Raw genomic sequence first — 16,481 nt, 5'->3', positions numbered from 1 at the left:
TTGGGTGAGGTTCTGTCGCTGGGTTGTTTAGCGAACAAAGCCTTGCGGTCAAGAGCCGTGCGCCACCCGTCCCCAGCTGCGACCTATTGCGGCGCGGCGGGGGCCGCCTCACCCGCTTCTTCGGCTTCCAGCGCCTGGCGCGCGGCTTCGGCATCTGCCTCGGCCTGGGCGGCAGCCTCACGCTCTATTTCGCGCCAGCGCGCCACATTGGTCTGGTGCTCGGCATAGGTTTCGGCAAAGGCATGGCCGTCAGAGGGTACCGGCCCCTTGGCCACGAAGTAGAGATACTCGTGGGTGTCGGGGTTGGCGACAGCGCGCAGGGCATCTGCGCCCGGATTGGCAATCGGGGTCGGGGGCAGACCATCGATCTGGTAGGTGTTGAACGGGGTCTTGGCTTCGATCTCGGAGCGCCGCAGCCCGCGCCCAAGCGGGGCCTGGCCATTGGTAATGCCATAGATGATGGTGGGATCCGACTGCAGGCGCATGCCTTCGCGCAGCCGGTTGACGAACACGGCGGCGACCTGTGGACGCTCGCTCGCGACCCCGGTTTCCTTTTCCACGATGGAAGCGAGAACCAGCAGCTCTTGGGCCGATTGGAGGGGCAGGTCCGGATTGCGGGCGGCCCAGATCGCGTCTAGCTCGGCCTTCATCGCGGCCTGCATCTTGTCGACCACTGACTGGCGGGTATCGCCGGGAAGGTAGTCATAGCTGCCGGGCAGCAGCGAGCCTTCGGGAGGCACCGGGGTGATTTCGCCCACCAGATTGCTGTCCCCATTGATCCGTTGCACCGCTTCCCACGTGGTCCAGCCCTCAGGGATGGTCACGGCGTAGCGGATCGGATTGCCTTCGGTGAGTTCCTTGAGGATATCGGCCATGCTAGCGCCGGCGGGGATGGTGAAGTCACCCGCCTTGAGCTTGCCTTGCCGCTCGAGCGCCCGCCCGCCGAGCTGGAACACATAGCGGTTCGAGATCAGCCCCTGCTCTTCAAGGCGCTCGGAGGTGGTGCCAAGGCCGTTGCCCGATTCGACGCGGAACACGGTGTCAGCCTGGGCGGGGCCGTCGCCATAGAACTGGGAAGCGCCATAGAGCAGCACGCCGCCGGCAACCACAAGCCCGATCACCAGCAGGGTCAGCAATCCGTTGAGGATGTCGAGAAAGCCATTGCCCGAGCGCTTGCGTGTCCGCCGGTTCTTTGGATCGGCCATGTTGCTGCCCCCGCCCTCTGTCGTGAATCGTTGTGGGGGCTCTGTTCCATCGCAATGGCACAAAACTGTGGCATGGCTCGCGCTTGCGGTGCAAACCAGCGCATGAGCGCTGGCTACCCTGCGCGGGAGAGTCGTCCCTTAATCGGCCTTGCGCATCACCAGAGTCGCATTGGTGCCGCCAAACCCGAAGGAATTGGACAGCGCCACATTGATCTCTTTCTTGCGCGGTGTCTTGGGCACCAGATCCATGCTGGTTTCCACCGACGGATTGTCGAGGTTCAGCGTTGCCGGAGCAATGCTGTCACGCATGGCCAGGAGGCAGAAGATGGCCTCAACCGAGCCGGCAGCGCCCAGGAGGTGACCGATGGCCGATTTTGTGGAGCTCATAACCGCCCCGGCGGCCGCATCGCCCATGACGCGCATGACGGCGCCCAGTTCGATTTCGTCGCCGAGCGGGGTCGAGGTGCCGTGGGCGTTGATGTAGTCGATCTCGGCGGGGCTGATGCCAGCGCGCTTGATCGCCGCGCTCATGGCGCGGAACCCGCCATCGCCATCGGGCGAGGGGGCCGTGATGTGATAGGCATCGCCCGAAAGGCCATAACCAACCACTTCGCCATAGATCTTGGCGCCACGGGCCTTGGCGCGCTCATAGTCCTCGAGCACGACAATGCCGGCGCCTTCGCCCATGACAAAGCCGTCGCGATCCTTGTCATAGGGCCGGGATGCAGCTTCCGGATTGTCGTTAAAGCCCGTCGACAGGGCCCGTGCAGCGGAAAAGCCGGCGAGAGCCAGCCGGTTAACGCAGCTTTCGGCGCCGCCGGCGACCATCACATCGGCATCGCCGAGTGCAATCAGCCGGGCCGCATCGCCAATGGCATGCGCGCCGGTGGAGCAGGCGGTAACCACGGAATGGTTGGGACCCTTGAGGCCAAAACGGATCGAAACATGGCCAGAAGCCAGGTTGATCAGGCGGCCCGGGATAAAGAACGGGCTGATGCGCCGCGGACCTTTTTCGTGCAGCGTGATGGAGGCATCGTAGATGCCGCCGACCCCGCCAATGCCAGAGCCGATCAGAACGCCGGTGCGTTCCTGATCTTCCTGGGTCTTGGGCTCGACACCCGCGTCCTGGATGGCCTGCGTTGCCGCGGCCATGGCATAAACGATGAAAGGATCAACCTTGCGTTGTTCCTTGACGTCCATCCAGTCGTCGGGATCATACTTGCCCTCGGCATAGGGGCCGAGCGGCAAGCGATGAGCGATCTGGCAGGCGATGTCGTCGACCTGGAAATCGTCGATGCGCTTGGCGCCGCTCTTACCAGCCAGAAGATTGGCCCAGGTTGCTTCTACGCCACAGCCCAGAGGTGTGACGAGACCCAAACCGGTGACGACGACGCGGCGCATTTCCATTGTCGAGCCTATCGTGCGCCGGCCTTAGCCGACAGCCTTGGTGAGGAAGGAAACTGCGTCACCAAAAGTCTGGATGGATTCAGCAGCATCGTCCGGGATCTCGACCGAGAATTCTTCCTCGAACGCCATCACCAGCTCGACCTGATCGAGCGAGTCAGCGCCCAGATCGTCGATGAAGCTCGCCTTTTCGACGACCTTCTCAGCATCCACATTGAGGTGTTCCACAACGATCTTGCGGACCCGATCAGCGACATCGCTCATATTTGACTTCCCTTTTTCGAAATCGAAGTTTCGGTTGCTTCTTATTGGCGCCTAGCCAAATCTTCAAGCGCCGTCTTGGGCTGCCATACCGGAATATCGGCTTCCAGCACAGCTTTTCCCGGGACGGGGCCGTCCTTGCAGTGGCGCCGATAGGGGCGCCCGCTGCCCTATCCTAACGCAGCACCGGCGATTTAGATCATCGCCATGCCGCCGTTCACATTGAGCGTATGCCCGGTGATATAGGCCGCAGCATCGCTGGCGAGGAACACCGCGCAGGCCGCCACTTCCTGGGGCGTGCCCAGCCGATTGGCGGGGATGGTCGACAAAATCCCCTCGCGCTGCTTGTCATTGAGCTCATCGGTCATGGCCGAAGCGATAAAGCCCGGCGCGATGGAATTGACCGTGATGTTGCGCGAAGCCACTTCATGGGCAAGTGCCTTGTTCATGCCGATAAGGCCGGCCTTGGAGGCAGCATAATTGCCCTGCCCCGGATTGCCCATGACCCCGACCACCGAGGAAATCCCGATGATGCGGCCGAAGCGCTGCTTCATCATGCCGCGCAAAACGGCGCGATTGAGGTGAAAGGCAGCGGTCAGGTTAACCGCGATCACCTCGTCCCACTCCTCGTCCTTCATGCGCATGAAGAGGTTGTCGCGCGTCATGCCGGCATTATTGACCAAAATATCGAGCCCACCCAGCGCCGCTTCCGCGGACGGCACGAGCTTATCGACGTCGTCGAGCTTGGAGAGATTGCACGGCAGGATCGGACTGTCGGCGCCGATTTCCTTGGCAACATCCTCCAGCGCTCCCTGGCGGGTGCCGCTCAGCGCCACCTTGGCTCCCGCTGCGGCGAGCGCCTTGGCGATCTCGCGCCCGATGCCGCCGCTGGCGCCAGTCACGAGCGCGCGCTTGCCGGTCAAATCAAACATGGGACAGCTCTCCGCAGAAAATCAAACAGGGGATCAACAGGAATCAGGCGGACAGCGTCGCGGCGAAGGCGGCGATGTCGTCGGGCGTGTTGACCGCCACAGCAGTAGCCTCAGGGTTGATGCGTTTGGCAAGGCCCGTCAGCACCTTGCCGCTGCCCAGCTCGGCCAGATGGGTGACCCCGCCCTCGCCCGTGAGCCAGGTCACGCTTTCGGTCCAGCGCACAACGCCCGTGACCTGCTCGACCAAGCGCTGGCGGATCGCGTCGGGATCGCTGATCGGCGCGGCCAGCACATTGGCCACGAGCGGCACAACCGGCGCCTGCATCTGCACCTCGGCCAGCGCCTCGCGCATGGCGTCGGCTGCGGGCTGCATCAGGGCGCAGTGGAACGGGGCACTGACAGGCAGCAGCAAGGCACGCTTGGCGCCCTTGGCCTTGGCCAGCTCAACGGCGCGCTCGATGGCGGCGACAGCACCTGATACCACGACCTGGCCCGGCGCATTGTCATTGGCGACATCGCAGATTTCGCCCTGCCCCGCTTCGGCGGCCACGGCACGGGCGGTCTCGAGGTCAAGGCCCAAGAGCGCCGCCATGGCGCCATGACCAACGGGCACGGCCTTTTGCATGGCCTGCCCGCGCGTCTTGAGCAGGCGCGCCGCATCGGCAACAGTGAAGGTGCCCGCCGCGCAAAGGGCAGAGTATTCGCCCAGCGAATGGCCCGCCACATAGGCAGCGTGATCGGCGAGGCGCATGCCGCGCGCTTCAAGCACCCGCATCACCGCGATGCTCACCGCCATCAGCGCCGGCTGCGCGTTTTCCGTCAGGCGCAACATCTCGTCCGAACCTTCGAACATGATGGCTGACAACCGCTGCCCCAGCGCCTCATCGACCTCGCCGAACACGGCGCGCGCTTCGGGGAAGCTCGCGGCCAGATCCTTGCCCATGCCAACTGCCTGGCTGCCCTGGCCGGGAAAGGTGAATGCATAGCGGGTCATTGACGGCGTCCTTGTTGCTCGGGAGCGGCGCCGCTCCCTCTTGGGAGGCGCGTTTGCCGGGAGTGTGTGGCAGAGTCAAGGCACTGGCGGCGCCCCCGGCCATCCGATCTAGTTGTTGAGGCCAGCCGCCTGGCGGGCCGAGCGCTCGGCAACGTCACCGGCCTGCCGGATCTCGGCTTCGGTTTGCCCCAGGGCACGAGCACCTTCTTCGGCTGCGCGACGAGCAGCGACAACCGCATCGCGCCGCATCTGCTCGGTCATGGTGCCGGCCCGCGACCGCAGATTATCGATCGTCGCCTGGGGATTGGCCATCGCGTCAACCGCGGGCGCCAGCGATTCAGGCACGTTGAGCTGCAAGGTGCGCGAACCATCGGGATTGCTCTGAACACTTGCCGCAGACTCCCGGTCCGGCGCGTCATCACAGGCCACAAGCCCAAGGGTGGCAAGGAGCGCGAGTGGGGCAAACAGCTTTTTCATGCGAAACAAAATTCCTGGTAACGTTGAGTGGTCTCGCCATGGCAAAGCCTGAGCCGCCGGGGGGTTCCAAAATAGCCAAAAGGCCGAAAAGCCTTGTGCGAAGCCCCTCTTTGGCCTATGTGACCCCCAGCATTCGTTTGGCCGGGGGCTGAACGGAGGGTTGGTGCATGGGGTCTCTCCTGCGCCGATAGGACCAACAAGTCCGGCCTCCCGTGTTCCCGCTCTTTGCAAGACTGCTTTGACGCCGTTCCCGGCTTCAAGGAGGCTCCGCGCCAGCAAGTGCACTGTGTTGAACCACAAAGGAAGGCGCATCAATGGCCCTTTACGAGCATATCTTCCTGGCGCGCCAGGACGTCTCCCAGCAGCAGGTTGAAGAGCTGACCGCTGCTCTGACCGAAGTCCTCGCTTCTGGCGGCGGCAAGGTCACCAAGAATGAATATTGGGGCCTCAAGGGTCTCTCCTACCGCATTCGCAAGAATCGCAAGGCCCACTACACGCTGATGAACATCGACGCTCCGGCTCCTGCCGTTGCCGAGATGGAGCGCCAGATGCGCATCAATGAAGACATCCTGCGCTTCATGACCGTGCGCGTTGACGAGCTGGAAGAAGGCCCGTCGGCCATGATGCAGAAGCGCGACCGTGATGACCGCGGCGACCGCGATGGCGGCCGTCCTGATCGTGGTGGCTTCGGCGGCGAACGCCGTCCCCGCCGTTTCTAATTCAAGGACCTCAAAGCTATGGCAATCAAAGACCTTACCACCGCCCAGGCCCGCCGTCCGTTCCAGCGCCGGCGCAAGACCTGCCCGTTCTCGGGCGAAGGCGCTCCCAAGATCGACTACAAGGACGTGCGTCTGCTCAGCCGCTATGTGTCCGAGCGCGGCAAGATCGTTCCCTCGCGCATCACCGCCGTTTCGGCGCTCAAGCAGCGTGAGCTGGCTCGTGCGATCAAGCGGGCCCGCTTCATCGGCATCATGCCGTATGCCGTCCAGTAAGGTCGCTGTGCTGGCGATCTAGTGGCGGTTCGCTGCGCTTCCGGTGCTCACGTACCCAAAGTACGCTGCGCGCCGGTTCTCGCGAACCACCACTATCTCATCCAGCCCAACGACTTTCTGTTTGGCGTCCAGGTGCCCTCCAAGGGCTGCCTGCCACAGTGCCCCCTCACCAGGGCACATCGCTGGGGTTCCGGATGGTCCGGGGCTCCTAACCGTCCATGAGACGGGACAGCCACAAGGAAATTGCAATGAAAGTTATCCTGCTCGAACGCGTCGGTCGCACCGGCTCCATCGGCGACGAAGTGACGGTCAAGGACGGGTTCGCCCGTAACTACCTGCTGCCCCAGGGCAAGGCCTTGCGCGCCACTGCCGGCAACCGCTCCAAGTTCGAAGCCGAACGCGCCCATATCGAAAAGCGCAACGAAGAGCGCCGCAACGCCGCTGCCGGGATCGCTGAAGGCCTCAATGGCCATGTGGTGGTGATCATCCGCCAAGCCGGCGAAACCGGCCAGCTCTACGGCTCGGTTGCTTCGCGCGACATCGTCGAGGCCTTGGCTACCGACGGCTACACCGTACAGCGCTCGCAGGTGGACCTTGCCGACCCAATCAAGTCGGTCGGCATCCACACCGTCGCGCTCAACCTGCATGCCGAAGTTGCGGTCACCATCACCGTCAACGTCGCTCGCTCGGAAGACGAAGCAAGCCGCCAGGTCGCTGGTGAAGACCTCACCGTCACCCAGTATGACGATGACGAGGCTGGCGATTTCGCCGCCGGCCAGGCCGATGCGGCGCAGGACGATCGTTTCGACGACTCGATCTAAAACCTGCTGCCCAGATTTGTGAAAGGCCGGGCACCCTGCCCGGCCTTTCGCTATTTCCAGGCGCTCCGATTCGCCCCCATCCTGCCGCGTTCGCGCGCTAGCAAGGCAATCGCGCCCGCCATCCCCGTTATGCCCATAGTTCACAGCCTTGTTCGCCAGCCGTTAACCTTTGTGGCGTAGCGCGAGACTCCCGGCTCCGTGCCATGGTTAAGAAGCGTTAACGATCCCTAAGGAGGTCCGCATGGCAGAGATCGCGCACTTCCCCCGCGCCGAAGAAAAGCCCCTTCGTCTGGCGCCCCACAATGTGGAGGCCGAACAGGCACTGCTGGGCGCGGTCCTGGTCAACAACGAGGCGTTCTACCGGGTCTCGGACTTTCTCGAGCCCGTGCATTTCTACGAGCCCATCCACCGCGAAATCTACGAGGTGATCGGCAAATTCATCCGGGCCGGCAAATCGGCCGATCCGATCACCATCAAGAGCCACCTCCCCGAGCAGCTGCTCGCCGACATGACCATGCCGCAATATCTGGCGCGGCTGGCGGCCGAAGCAACCACGGTGCTCAACGCCGCCGATTATGGGCGGGCGATCTATGACCTGGCCATTCGCCGCAACCTGATCCTTGTGGGCGAGGAGATGGTGTCGGTCGCCTATGAGTCGGACGTCGACATGAGTCCGAACCAGCAGATCGAAAAGGTCGAGGGCGAGTTGTTCCAGCTCGCCGAAAAAGGCCGCTATGACGGCGGCTTTCAGGCCTTTGGCGCGGCGCTCACCGCCTCGATCCGGATGGCCGGCGAAGCCTTTCAGCGCGACGGTGGGCTTTCGGGCGTTGCCACCGCGCTGCACGACCTTGACCGACAGATGGGCGGGTTGCAGCGCTCGGACTTGATCATCCTGGCCGGCCGCCCCGCCATGGGCAAGACCTCGCTCGTGACCAATATCGCCTACAACGTCGCCAAGGCCTGGAAGGGCGATGTCACCCCCGACGGGCACAACCGCACGGTGGATGGCGGCATTGTTGGCTTTTTCAGCCTCGAAATGAGCTCCGAACAGCTTGCCACCCGTATTCTGGCCGAGCAGGCGGAAATCTCCTCCTCCGATATCCGCCGCGGCCGCATTCACGACAGCCAGTTTTCCAAGCTGGTGGATGTTTCCAATGCCATGAGCCGGGTGCCCCTTTATATCGACGACACCGGCGGCATCTCAGTGGCGCAGATGGCCGCGCGAGCCCGGCGCCTGAAGCGGCAAAAGGGTCTGGACCTCTTGATCGTCGACTATTTGCAACTGCTGTCCGGCTCGTCCAAATCTTCGAGCCAGAACCGCGTGCAGGAGTTGACCGAGATCACCACCACGCTCAAGGCGCTGGCCAAGGAGCTGGAAGTGCCCATCATCGCGCTGTCCCAGCTGTCCCGTCAGGTGGAAGCGCGCGACGACAAGCATCCCCAGCTCGCCGACTTGCGTGAATCGGGCTCGATCGAGCAGGACGCCGATGTGGTGATGTTTGTGTATCGCGAAGAATACTATCTCAAGAACAAGGAGCCCAAGGAGGGCACGCCCGAGCACATTGCCTGGCAAAGCGAGATGGAAAAGGTGCATGGCAAGGCCGAAGTGATCATCGCCAAGCAGCGTCACGGCCCCACCGGCACGGTGCAGCTATCGTTTGAGGCGCAATATACCCGTTTCGGCAATCTGGCCCGCGCCGATTACCTCCCCGAGCGAATGGAATAATTCATGGCCCTGCAATCCGGCCTGGGCGGCCAGTTGAGCATCGATCTTGGCGCGCTGGCCCGTAACTGGCGCGCCCTCGACAAGGTCAGCGCCGGAGCGCTGACTGGCGCCGTCGTGAAGGCGGACGCCTATGGCACCGGCATCACCCAGGCCAGCAAGGCCCTGTTTGGGGCAGGCGCCCGATTCTTTTTCACCGCAACCCCTGACGAGGCGCTTTCAGTGCGCGCCGCCCTGCCCGAAGCCCATATCTTTGTGCTGGACGGGCTTTACCCTGGGGCGGCCAATCTTTACGTGCGGCAAAACCTGATGCCGGTGATCTCCTCGATCCCTATGCTTGAGGAATGGCTGGCCAAATGCGTGGAGCGCAACGAGGCCTATCCTTGCGCTTTCCATTTCGATACCGGCATGAACCGCTTGGGTTTTCGGCTCAACGAGGCCGAGGAAGTGCGCGAGCGCACCGCGGCGCTTGGTTATCAGCCGCAAATGCTGATGAGCCACCTAGCCTGTGCCGACCAGCCCAACCATGAAAAGAACCGCACGCAGCTGGCGCTGTTCAGCTCCGTGCTCAACCAATTCCCCAATATCCCGGCCTCGCTCGCCAATTCGGCCGGGCTGATGACCGGACGCGAATATCATTTCCAGATGGTACGACCTGGCATCGCCCTTTATGGCGGGCGCGCGGTCAACGGGCGCCGCAACCCGATGGCGCCCGTGGCAACGCTGCACGTGCCCATCCTGCAGATCCGCGAAGCCCGCACCGGGGAAACCGTTGGATACGGCGCCCATTATTCGCTGGCGCGCGACAGCCGTCTGGCGATCCTTGGTCACGGCTATGCCGATGGCTGGCTGCGTTCGCTGTCCTCGGCAACGGCGCGGCAGACCGCCAAGGCCTATATTCGCGGCAAGCTCTGCCCCATCATCGGGCGCATCTCGATGGACCTTTCCATCGTCGACATCACCGAGCTCGGTTCCGACCTGCCCCTTCCCGGTGAAGCGGCGGAAATCCTGGGCGCCAATGTGCCGGTGGACGAGCAGGCCGATGCCGGCAATACGATAGGCTATGAATTGCTGACTTCGCTGCGGCTGGCTCGGGTCAACCGGGTATATCTCGGCGACGGCCTCGGCGAGGATTAGCGTTCGTCTTTTGTTCTTGCCGCCCCGTCGTCCTTGTCGTATTGCCTGAGGTGAAACGAGAGGGTGCGATGGGCGTATATGTGATCCTGCTGCGGGCCATCGGTCCGGTCACGCACAAGATCATGTCCATGGCCGCCTGGCGCGATGCGGTAGCGGCCGCCGGCTTTACCGCGCCGCAGACCTATATCGCTACCGGCAACATGATCGTGCAAAGCGACGATACGCCATCCGCGGTGGAGCGCCGGATGAACGAGATCGTCCGCGGCTTGGGCTTGGGCCCCGGCAATGTGGCCGTGGTGCGCACCTCAGCGCAGGTGCGCCAGTTGGTGGACAGCAATCCCTTTCCCGAAGCGGCGGCGGAGCGTGGCGGGCAGATGGGCGTGTATTTCTTTGTGGACCCCAGCCCGGACTTCGGCTGGGTCGCCCAATATAACGGCCCGGAACAATTGCATGTCGAGGCCAACCACCTGATCGTCGATTATACCAGGCAGATCTCTGCCAGCCCCAAGCTTCCCGGTCTGATCGAGAAGCGATCGGGCACCGCCACCGCCCGCAACTGGAATACACTCAAAGGACTGGCCGAACGCGCCAGCGCCCGCGAGCAGAAGGATCACTGACTTGGCAAAATCGCGCTCTTCCTTTGTCTGCCAAGCCTGCGGTGCGGTCACCAGCCGCTGGCAGGGCCGCTGCGACGCTTGCGGCGAGTGGAACACCATTGTCGAGGAACTTACCGATAGCGGCGTGGGCGCGGGACCCAAATCGGCCAAGGCCGGCGGCAAGCCAACCAATCTTGTGCCGCTTTCGGGGGAAACCGAAACCGCGGCGCGCGTCATCACTGGCATTGCCGAACTCGACCGGGTGACCGGCGGTGGCTTTGTCATGGGCTCGGCCCTCCTCGTGGGTGGCGATCCCGGCATCGGCAAGTCGACGCTCCTGCTGCAGTCGGCGGCAGCACTCGCCAATCGTGGCAAGCGGGTCGTCTACGTGTCGGGCGAAGAAGCGGTGGCGCAGGTGCGCCTGCGTGCCCAGCGGCTGGGCCTGGGGGAAGCCGAAGTGTTGCTCGCGGCCGAAACCAATGTCGAGATCATTCTCGCCACGCTCGAAAACGGGCCGCCGCCCGATCTTGTCATCATCGACTCCATCCAGACCCTCTGGACCGACCGCGTCGACAGTGCGCCGGGCACCGTCACCCAGGTGCGCACCTCCGCCCAGGCGCTGACGCGCTTTGCCAAGAAAAGCGGCGCCGCCGTGGTGCTGGTGGGCCATGTTACCAAGGACGGCCAGATCGCCGGCCCACGCGTCGTCGAGCACATGGTGGATGCCGTGCTGTATTTCGAGGGCGACACCAGCCATACTTTCCGCATCCTGCGCGGCGTCAAGAACCGCTATGGCGCAACCGACGAGATCGGGGTTTTCGCCATGACCGAGCGGGGGCTCGAACAGGTGGCCAATCCATCGGCGCTGTTCCTGGATCAGCGGGACGAAGGCGCCGCCGGCTCGGCCGTGTTCGCCGGGCTCGAAGGCACTCGGCCGCTGCTGGTTGAAATCCAGGCCTTGGTGTCGCCCTCCCCCTTGGGTACGCCCCGGCGGGCCGTGGTGGGCTGGGATTCCTCGCGCCTGTCCATGGTGCTGGCGGTGCTGGAAACCCGCTGCGGCGTGCGGATCGGCGCTAACGACATCTATTTGAACGTGGCGGGCGGGCTCAAGATCAACGAACCGGCGGCCGACCTCGCTGTGGCAGCCGCACTGATCTCGTCCCTCACCGGTTCGCCCCTGCCGGCGGATGCGGTGTATTTCGGCGAAATCTCTCTCGCCGGCGGTGTGCGGCCGGTGGTGCACGGCTCCTTGCGCCTGCGCGAAGCCCATAAGCTTGGGTTCAAGTCGGCTTCCACCGGGCGCCTCGCCAGCAATGACCGGCATGGCGGGCTCGACATCGCAGAATTTTCGGTGTTGTCCGAACTGGTTGGGCGCATTGCCGCCAATGGCAAGGCGCCCGCCCATTCCGGCGAGGACGACTAAGCAGCGCCTTTCAGGGGACATCCTGCCGCGCCCCCGGGTCCTGCCCTTGGCATCTCAGCTTAAAGCAGTTAAACGAGGCGCTTGTTGCACCTGACCCAACAAGCAGAACAGGCAAATAGACTATGCTAACAGCGTTCGATGTCGGTGTTGGTGTGCTGGTGCTGATTTCAGCAATCCTGGCCACAGCCCGCGGCCTGACCCGCGAAGTCTTGTCACTCGCCACCTGGGCCGGTTCGGCCGCCATTGCCATCTATATGTGGCAATATCACCCCGAGATCGCGCGGCAATATATCGCCGAACAGGTGGTCGCCGATATCGCCACCGTAGTTGGCACCTTCATCATTTCCCTGATCGTGCTGCATCTGCTCACCATGCGGATTGCCGACTTTGTGGTGGATAGCCGGGTTGGGCCGATCGACCGTACGCTGGGCTTTGTGTTCGGCGTGCTGCGGGGTGTGCTGATCGCCATTGTCGTCACCATTTTCGGCACCTGGCTCCTGGGCAGCAACCTGCCCCCCTGGGCCGCCCAGTCCCAGACCCTGCCGCATCTGCAAAGCATGGGGAATTCGCTGATCGCAATGCTGCCTCCTGACCTAGAAGAACAGGTTACCGAAATCCTCAAGGGTGGCACTGGCCTGACCGATGACGCCGAGGACGCCCCCGGTCCTGCCGACGAAGGCACCGATACCAATGAGGACGGCACAGTCCCGCCGCCGGCAGGCGCGCCGACAACGCCTCCCGCACCGGTCACGCCAGCTACGGGGGCGTGATCAAGCCTTGGTGACCCGGCCAGCATGGGCATGCCTGCCGGGCCATATCGGCATTGGTACATGCCGCCTGAATAAGGTATGGGTCGCCATCCGCTATTGTTTCTGCGCCGGACACTTCGCACCGGCTACCGCACAAGCCTGAAATGGAGAGCCCGGTGGTCCATCCGAGCGATGACGATTTCGATCTTGACGGCGACACCCTGCATGAAGAGTGCGGGGTGTTTGGCATTTTGGGGCATCCCGATGCCCCGGCACTGACTGCGCTGGGGCTGCATGCGCTGCAGCACCGGGGGCAGGAAGCGGCCGGCATCGTTTCGTTTGATGGGCGCCAGTTTCACTCCGAGCGTCAGTTGGGGCTGGTGGGCGACCACTTCACCGACCCCGCGACGCTCAAGCGCATTCCCGGCTCCATGGCCATGGGCCATGTGCGCTATTCCACCACCGGCGAAACCATTCTGCGCAATGTGCAGCCCTTGTTCGCCGAACTGGAAGTCGGCGGCATTGCCATCGCCCATAATGGCAACCTGACCAATGGGCTGACCCTGCGCCGGCGCTTGATCGCGCAGGGCGCGATCTGCCAGTCGACCTCGGATACCGAGGTGATCCTGCACCTGATCGCCCGTTCGCAGCGCACCTCGTCCTCGGACCGGTTCGTGGATGCGATCGGGGCAGTTGAAGGTGCCTATGCCATGGTGGCGATGACGCGCACCAAGCTGATCGGCGCACGCGACCCCAACGGCATCCGCCCGCTGGTGCTGGGCGATCTGGATGGCAAGCCCATCTTTGCTTCGGAAAGCTGCGCGCTCGATATCATCGGCGCCAAGTTTGTACGCGACGTCGAGAATGGCGAAGTGGTGGTGTGCGAAATCCAGCCCGACGGCTCGATCAGCATCGAATCACTCAAGCCTTTTCCGCCCCGTCAGGAGCGGATGTGCCTGTTCGAATATGTCTATTTCGCCCGCCCTGACTCCGTGGTCGCCGGGCGCAGTGTTTATGCCGCGCGCAAGCGCATGGGCATGAACCTGGCCAAGGAAGCTCCGGTCGATGCCGATGTGGTGGTGCCCGTGCCCGATGGCGGCACGCCCGCAGCCATCGGCTTTGCCCAGCAGAGCGGCATCCCATTTGAGCTCGGCATTATCCGCAACCACTATGTGGGCCGCACCTTTATCGAGCCGACGCAGTCCATCCGTGCCTTTGGCGTCAAGCTCAAGCACTCGGCCAACCGCGCCGAGATCGCGGGCAAGCGGGTGGTGCTGATCGACGATTCCATCGTGCGCGGCACCACCTCGGTGAAGATCGTGCAGATGATCCGCGAAGCGGGCGCGAGGGAAGTCCATATCCGCGTCGCCAGCCCCATGATCCATTATTCCGATTATTACGGCATCGACACGCCCGACCCAGACAAGCTCCTGGCCAACCAGCACGCGGACCTCGCTTCCATGTGTCGGTTCATCGGCGCCGATTCGCTGGAGTTCCTCTCCATTGACGGGCTCTACGAAGCTGTGGGCGGCGCCAAGCGCAATCCCCAGGCGCCCCAGTTTACCGACCATTATTTCACCGGCGACTACCCAACACAGTTGACGGATCTGAACGGGCGCTCCAAGAACGAACCCAAGCAGATTTCCTTGTTGCGAGAGGCTGGTTAATGCCTGCAGAACACGATCTTGCGGGCAAAGTTGTCCTGGTCACCGGCGCATCGCGCGGTATCGGCTATGCCAGCGCCCTCGAAGCCGCGCGCCGTGGCGCCCACGTGGTGGCGGTCGCCCGCACCGTAGGGGCGCTCGAGGAACTGGATGACGAAATCCAGGAACTCGGCTCGTCCTCGACGCTCGTGCCGCTCGACCTACGCGATGGCGATGCCATCGACCGGCTGGGCGCGGCGATATTCGAGCGCTGGGGTGCGCTGGATGGCCTGATCGCCAATGCCGGCATGCTGGGCACGCTGTCGCCCGTGCCCCATCTCAAGCCCGAAGAATTTGAATCGGTGATGGCGGTCAATGTCACCGCCAATTACCGGCTGATCCGCGCCACCGACCTGCTGCTGCGCCAAGCGACAGATGGACGGGTTGTGTTCGTGTCCTCGGGCGCTGCGCGCAATGTTCGGCCTTATTGGGGACTTTACGCCGCGAGCAAAGCCGCGGCGGACGCCCTGGCCAAGGCCTATGCCGGCGAGGTCGAGCAAACCCGCTTGCGCGTCAATGTGTTCTATCCCGGCGCCGTGCGCACGGCGATGCGCGCCAAAGCGATGCCGGGGGAGGATCCTGAGACCCTGCCCCGCCCGCAGGATGTTGCGCCGCGCCTGGTGGATTTGCTGAGCCCGTCGCTGACGCAGACCGGCCAGATCTATGACATGCGCCAGGGCGGGTTTACCCCGCTCTAGGCCGTTGTCGTGACGCCATCGAGTCGCGTCATCAGCACCTTGTCGATCCTGCGGCCATCGAGATCAACGATCTCAAAGCGCCAGCCGTCGTGCTCGAAGGTTTCGCCCACGGCGGGCAGGCGGTTGATGGTCGAAAGCACATAGCCCGCCACCGTTTCAAAACGCGCATCCTTGGGGATGGCGACCTTGAGCTTTTCACTGAACTCGTCCACAGGCATCCAGCCGGCGACCAGATAGGAGCCGTCTTCGCGCCGAACCACGGCCGGATCGTCGCCGGTTTCTTCCTGGAACACGCCGGTGATGACTTCCAGAATGTCGCCGGAGGTCACGATACCTTCAAAATGGCCGTATTCATCCACGACCAGCGCCATGTGCACGGTGGAGTTGCGGATGGCGCGCACCACGTCGAGTGCATCAGCATGATCCATGACTACTGGTACAGGCTGCACGAATTTGCGGATATCGAGCGGCTGGCCGTTGGCGAAAGTGGCGACAAGATCGGTGATAGCCACGACGCCAATGATGGAGTCGGCGTCGCCGTCCTGCACGAGGAGGCGCGAACGGTGCGTGCTCAGGATGTTGCGGCGGATTTCAGCGCCGTCATCGGCAAGATCGATCACATCCACTTCGAGGCGCGGCGTCATCAGGCCGCGCGCGGAGCGATCAGCGAGACGCATGACGCCCGAGATCATGGAGTGCTCGTCGGTCTCGATCACGCCGGCCGTGGTGGCTTCCGCGATGATGGTGCGCACTTCTTCTTCGGTGACCGTTTCTTCCATCTGGCCGCCCTGCCCCAAAAGGGTCAGCACCGCCTTGCCCGAGATGTCGAGTACCCAGACGATGGGCGAGCCAACCTTGGCCAGCAGCTTCATCGCGGGGGCGACGCGGGCGGCAACGCCTTCAGGGTCGCGGAGAGCGATCTGCTTGGGCACCAGCTCGCCCAGGATCAAGGAGATATAGGTGATGAACAGCACCACGCCGCCCACACCCACCACATCGGCGATGTTATCGGGGACACCCAGGGCTTCGAGCCAGTCGGTGAAGCGCAGGCCAAGCGTCGCACCTGAAATGGCGCCGGACAGGATGCCAACGAGGGTAATGCCGATCTGCACCGAAGACAGGAACTTGCCGGAGTCCTCGGCCAGATGGATGGCGACCTCAGCCCCCTTGTTGCCGGCATCGGCCATGGTGCGCAGGCGCGCGGGCCGGGCGGAAACAACGGCGAGCTCGGACATGGCCAACGCGCCATTGACGATGGTCAGAACGATTACGATCAGGATTTCTAGGAACAAGATTTCAACGTGATACGCGGCCCCGCACTCAGCATCGGGTCGCTTCAGACGCGTTGATTATGAGGCAAAGCGAG

17 protein-coding genes are annotated in these 16,481 nt (G+C 63.4%); 10 read left to right on the top strand and 7 right to left on the bottom strand.

What is annotated here, in order from left to right; genetic code table 11:
• Positions 1-83: 83 nt before the first annotated feature.
• From mltG to AC3YMN_RS16500, 6 genes are all read right to left on the bottom strand, one after another.
• On the bottom strand, positions 84-1,205 hold the full coding sequence (gene mltG, locus AC3YMN_RS16525; RefSeq protein ID WP_127754331.1) for an endolytic transglycosylase MltG: 1,122 nt from the start codon (positions 1,203-1,205) through the stop codon (positions 84-86).
• Between the two features lie 138 nt (positions 1,206-1,343).
• On the bottom strand, positions 1,344-2,606 hold the full coding sequence (gene fabF / locus AC3YMN_RS16520) for a beta-ketoacyl-ACP synthase II (RefSeq protein WP_127755321.1): 1,263 nt from the start codon (positions 2,604-2,606) through the stop codon (positions 1,344-1,346).
• Positions 2,607-2,636: 30 nt separating this feature from the next.
• On the bottom strand, positions 2,637-2,873 hold the full coding sequence (locus tag AC3YMN_RS16515; protein ID WP_035100440.1) for an acyl carrier protein: 237 nt from the start codon (positions 2,871-2,873) through the stop codon (positions 2,637-2,639).
• 191 nt (positions 2,874-3,064) lie between these two features.
• The gene (gene fabG, locus AC3YMN_RS16510) at positions 3,065-3,802 is read right to left on the bottom strand and encodes a 3-oxoacyl-[acyl-carrier-protein] reductase (protein ID WP_127754332.1); all 738 of its coding nucleotides are present in this window, start codon (positions 3,800-3,802) and stop codon (positions 3,065-3,067) included.
• Between the two features lie 43 nt (positions 3,803-3,845).
• Complete coding sequence (gene fabD / locus AC3YMN_RS16505) at positions 3,846-4,796, bottom strand: ACP S-malonyltransferase (RefSeq protein ID WP_489890844.1); 951 nt, start codon at positions 4,794-4,796, stop codon at positions 3,846-3,848.
• A 108-nt stretch (positions 4,797-4,904) separates the two neighbouring features.
• Complete coding sequence (locus AC3YMN_RS16500) at positions 4,905-5,273, bottom strand: hypothetical protein (RefSeq protein WP_489890843.1); 369 nt, start codon at positions 5,271-5,273, stop codon at positions 4,905-4,907.
• A 314-nt stretch (positions 5,274-5,587) separates the two neighbouring features.
• On the opposite strand from AC3YMN_RS16500, the gene rpsF reads away from it, so the two are divergent.
• The 10 genes from rpsF to AC3YMN_RS16450 all read left to right on the top strand — a co-directional run bounded on the left by rpsF (position 5,588) and on the right by AC3YMN_RS16450 (position 15,115).
• Positions 5,588-5,992, top strand: a complete 405-nt coding sequence (gene rpsF / locus AC3YMN_RS16495; RefSeq protein WP_127754335.1) for a 30S ribosomal protein S6 — start codon at positions 5,588-5,590, stop codon at positions 5,990-5,992.
• Between the two features lie 18 nt (positions 5,993-6,010).
• The gene (rpsR, locus tag AC3YMN_RS16490) at positions 6,011-6,265 is read left to right on the top strand and encodes a 30S ribosomal protein S18 (RefSeq protein ID WP_035100429.1); all 255 of its coding nucleotides are present in this window, start codon (positions 6,011-6,013) and stop codon (positions 6,263-6,265) included.
• A 248-nt stretch (positions 6,266-6,513) separates the two neighbouring features.
• A complete protein-coding gene (rplI, locus tag AC3YMN_RS16485) occupies positions 6,514-7,086 on the top strand; it encodes a 50S ribosomal protein L9 (RefSeq protein ID WP_127754336.1) in 573 nt (190 codons plus the stop codon).
• Positions 7,087-7,327: 241 nt separating this feature from the next.
• On the top strand, positions 7,328-8,812 hold the full coding sequence (locus AC3YMN_RS16480) for a replicative DNA helicase (protein ID WP_127754337.1): 1,485 nt from the start codon (positions 7,328-7,330) through the stop codon (positions 8,810-8,812).
• 3 nt (positions 8,813-8,815) lie between these two features.
• Positions 8,816-9,946 (top strand): alanine racemase, encoded by a 1,131-nt coding sequence (alr, locus tag AC3YMN_RS16475; protein ID WP_489890842.1) that lies wholly within the window; start codon positions 8,816-8,818, stop codon positions 9,944-9,946.
• Between the two features lie 68 nt (positions 9,947-10,014).
• Positions 10,015-10,563, top strand: coding sequence for a DUF1697 domain-containing protein (locus tag AC3YMN_RS16470; RefSeq protein WP_489890841.1), 549 nt, complete (start codon positions 10,015-10,017; stop codon positions 10,561-10,563).
• Between the two features lies 1 nt (position 10,564).
• Positions 10,565-11,965 carry a DNA repair protein RadA gene (radA, locus tag AC3YMN_RS16465; RefSeq protein WP_489890840.1) on the top strand — a complete coding sequence of 467 codons (1,401 nt, stop codon included), beginning with the start codon at positions 10,565-10,567 and terminating at the stop codon, positions 11,963-11,965.
• Positions 11,966-12,087: 122 nt separating this feature from the next.
• Positions 12,088-12,735, top strand: coding sequence for a CvpA family protein (locus AC3YMN_RS16460; protein ID WP_127754341.1), 648 nt, complete (start codon positions 12,088-12,090; stop codon positions 12,733-12,735).
• 155 nt (positions 12,736-12,890) lie between these two features.
• A complete protein-coding gene (gene purF / locus AC3YMN_RS16455; RefSeq protein WP_489890839.1) occupies positions 12,891-14,381 on the top strand; it encodes an amidophosphoribosyltransferase in 1,491 nt (496 codons plus the stop codon).
• The gene (locus tag AC3YMN_RS16450) at positions 14,381-15,115 is read left to right on the top strand and encodes an SDR family NAD(P)-dependent oxidoreductase (protein ID WP_489890838.1); all 735 of its coding nucleotides are present in this window, start codon (positions 14,381-14,383) and stop codon (positions 15,113-15,115) included. The genes purF and AC3YMN_RS16450 overlap by 1 nt, the downstream gene beginning before the upstream one ends.
• Here AC3YMN_RS16450 and AC3YMN_RS16445 read toward each other — a convergent pair.
• Entirely contained in the window at positions 15,112-16,392 is a 1,281-nt protein-coding gene (locus AC3YMN_RS16445) for a hemolysin family protein (RefSeq protein WP_172125497.1), read from the bottom strand. The genes AC3YMN_RS16450 and AC3YMN_RS16445 overlap by 4 nt on opposite strands.
• Between the last annotated feature and the right edge of the window lie 89 nt (positions 16,393-16,481).

The organism is Devosia sp. Z11_6, from assembly GCF_058133665.1.
Note: the sequence above shows the minus strand (reverse complement) of the source record. Positions and strands in the feature narration are given on the sequence as shown.

Coding starts and splice junctions, on each gene's coding strand:
- AC3YMN_RS16500 (WP_489890843.1), bottom strand. CDS start 5,273: ATGAAAAAGCTGTTTGCCCCACTCGCGCTCCTTGCCACCCTTGGGCTT.
- AC3YMN_RS16480 (WP_127754337.1), top strand. CDS start 7,328: ATGGCAGAGATCGCGCACTTCCCCCGCGCCGAAGAAAAGCCCCTTCGT.
- AC3YMN_RS16460 (WP_127754341.1), top strand. CDS start 12,088: ATGCTAACAGCGTTCGATGTCGGTGTTGGTGTGCTGGTGCTGATTTCA.
- AC3YMN_RS16450 (WP_489890838.1), top strand. CDS start 14,381: ATGCCTGCAGAACACGATCTTGCGGGCAAAGTTGTCCTGGTCACCGGC.
- fabG (WP_127754332.1), bottom strand. CDS start 3,802: ATGTTTGATTTGACCGGCAAGCGCGCGCTCGTGACTGGCGCCAGCGGC.
- rpsF (WP_127754335.1), top strand. CDS start 5,588: ATGGCCCTTTACGAGCATATCTTCCTGGCGCGCCAGGACGTCTCCCAG.
- AC3YMN_RS16515 (WP_035100440.1), bottom strand. CDS start 2,873: ATGAGCGATGTCGCTGATCGGGTCCGCAAGATCGTTGTGGAACACCTC.
- fabF (WP_127755321.1), bottom strand. CDS start 2,606: ATGCGCCGCGTCGTCGTCACCGGTTTGGGTCTCGTCACACCTCTGGGC.
- alr (WP_489890842.1), top strand. CDS start 8,816: ATGGCCCTGCAATCCGGCCTGGGCGGCCAGTTGAGCATCGATCTTGGC.
- rpsR (WP_035100429.1), top strand. CDS start 6,011: ATGGCAATCAAAGACCTTACCACCGCCCAGGCCCGCCGTCCGTTCCAG.
- rplI (WP_127754336.1), top strand. CDS start 6,514: ATGAAAGTTATCCTGCTCGAACGCGTCGGTCGCACCGGCTCCATCGGC.
- AC3YMN_RS16470 (WP_489890841.1), top strand. CDS start 10,015: ATGGGCGTATATGTGATCCTGCTGCGGGCCATCGGTCCGGTCACGCAC.
- mltG (WP_127754331.1), bottom strand. CDS start 1,205: ATGGCCGATCCAAAGAACCGGCGGACACGCAAGCGCTCGGGCAATGGC.
- fabD (WP_489890844.1), bottom strand. CDS start 4,796: ATGACCCGCTATGCATTCACCTTTCCCGGCCAGGGCAGCCAGGCAGTT.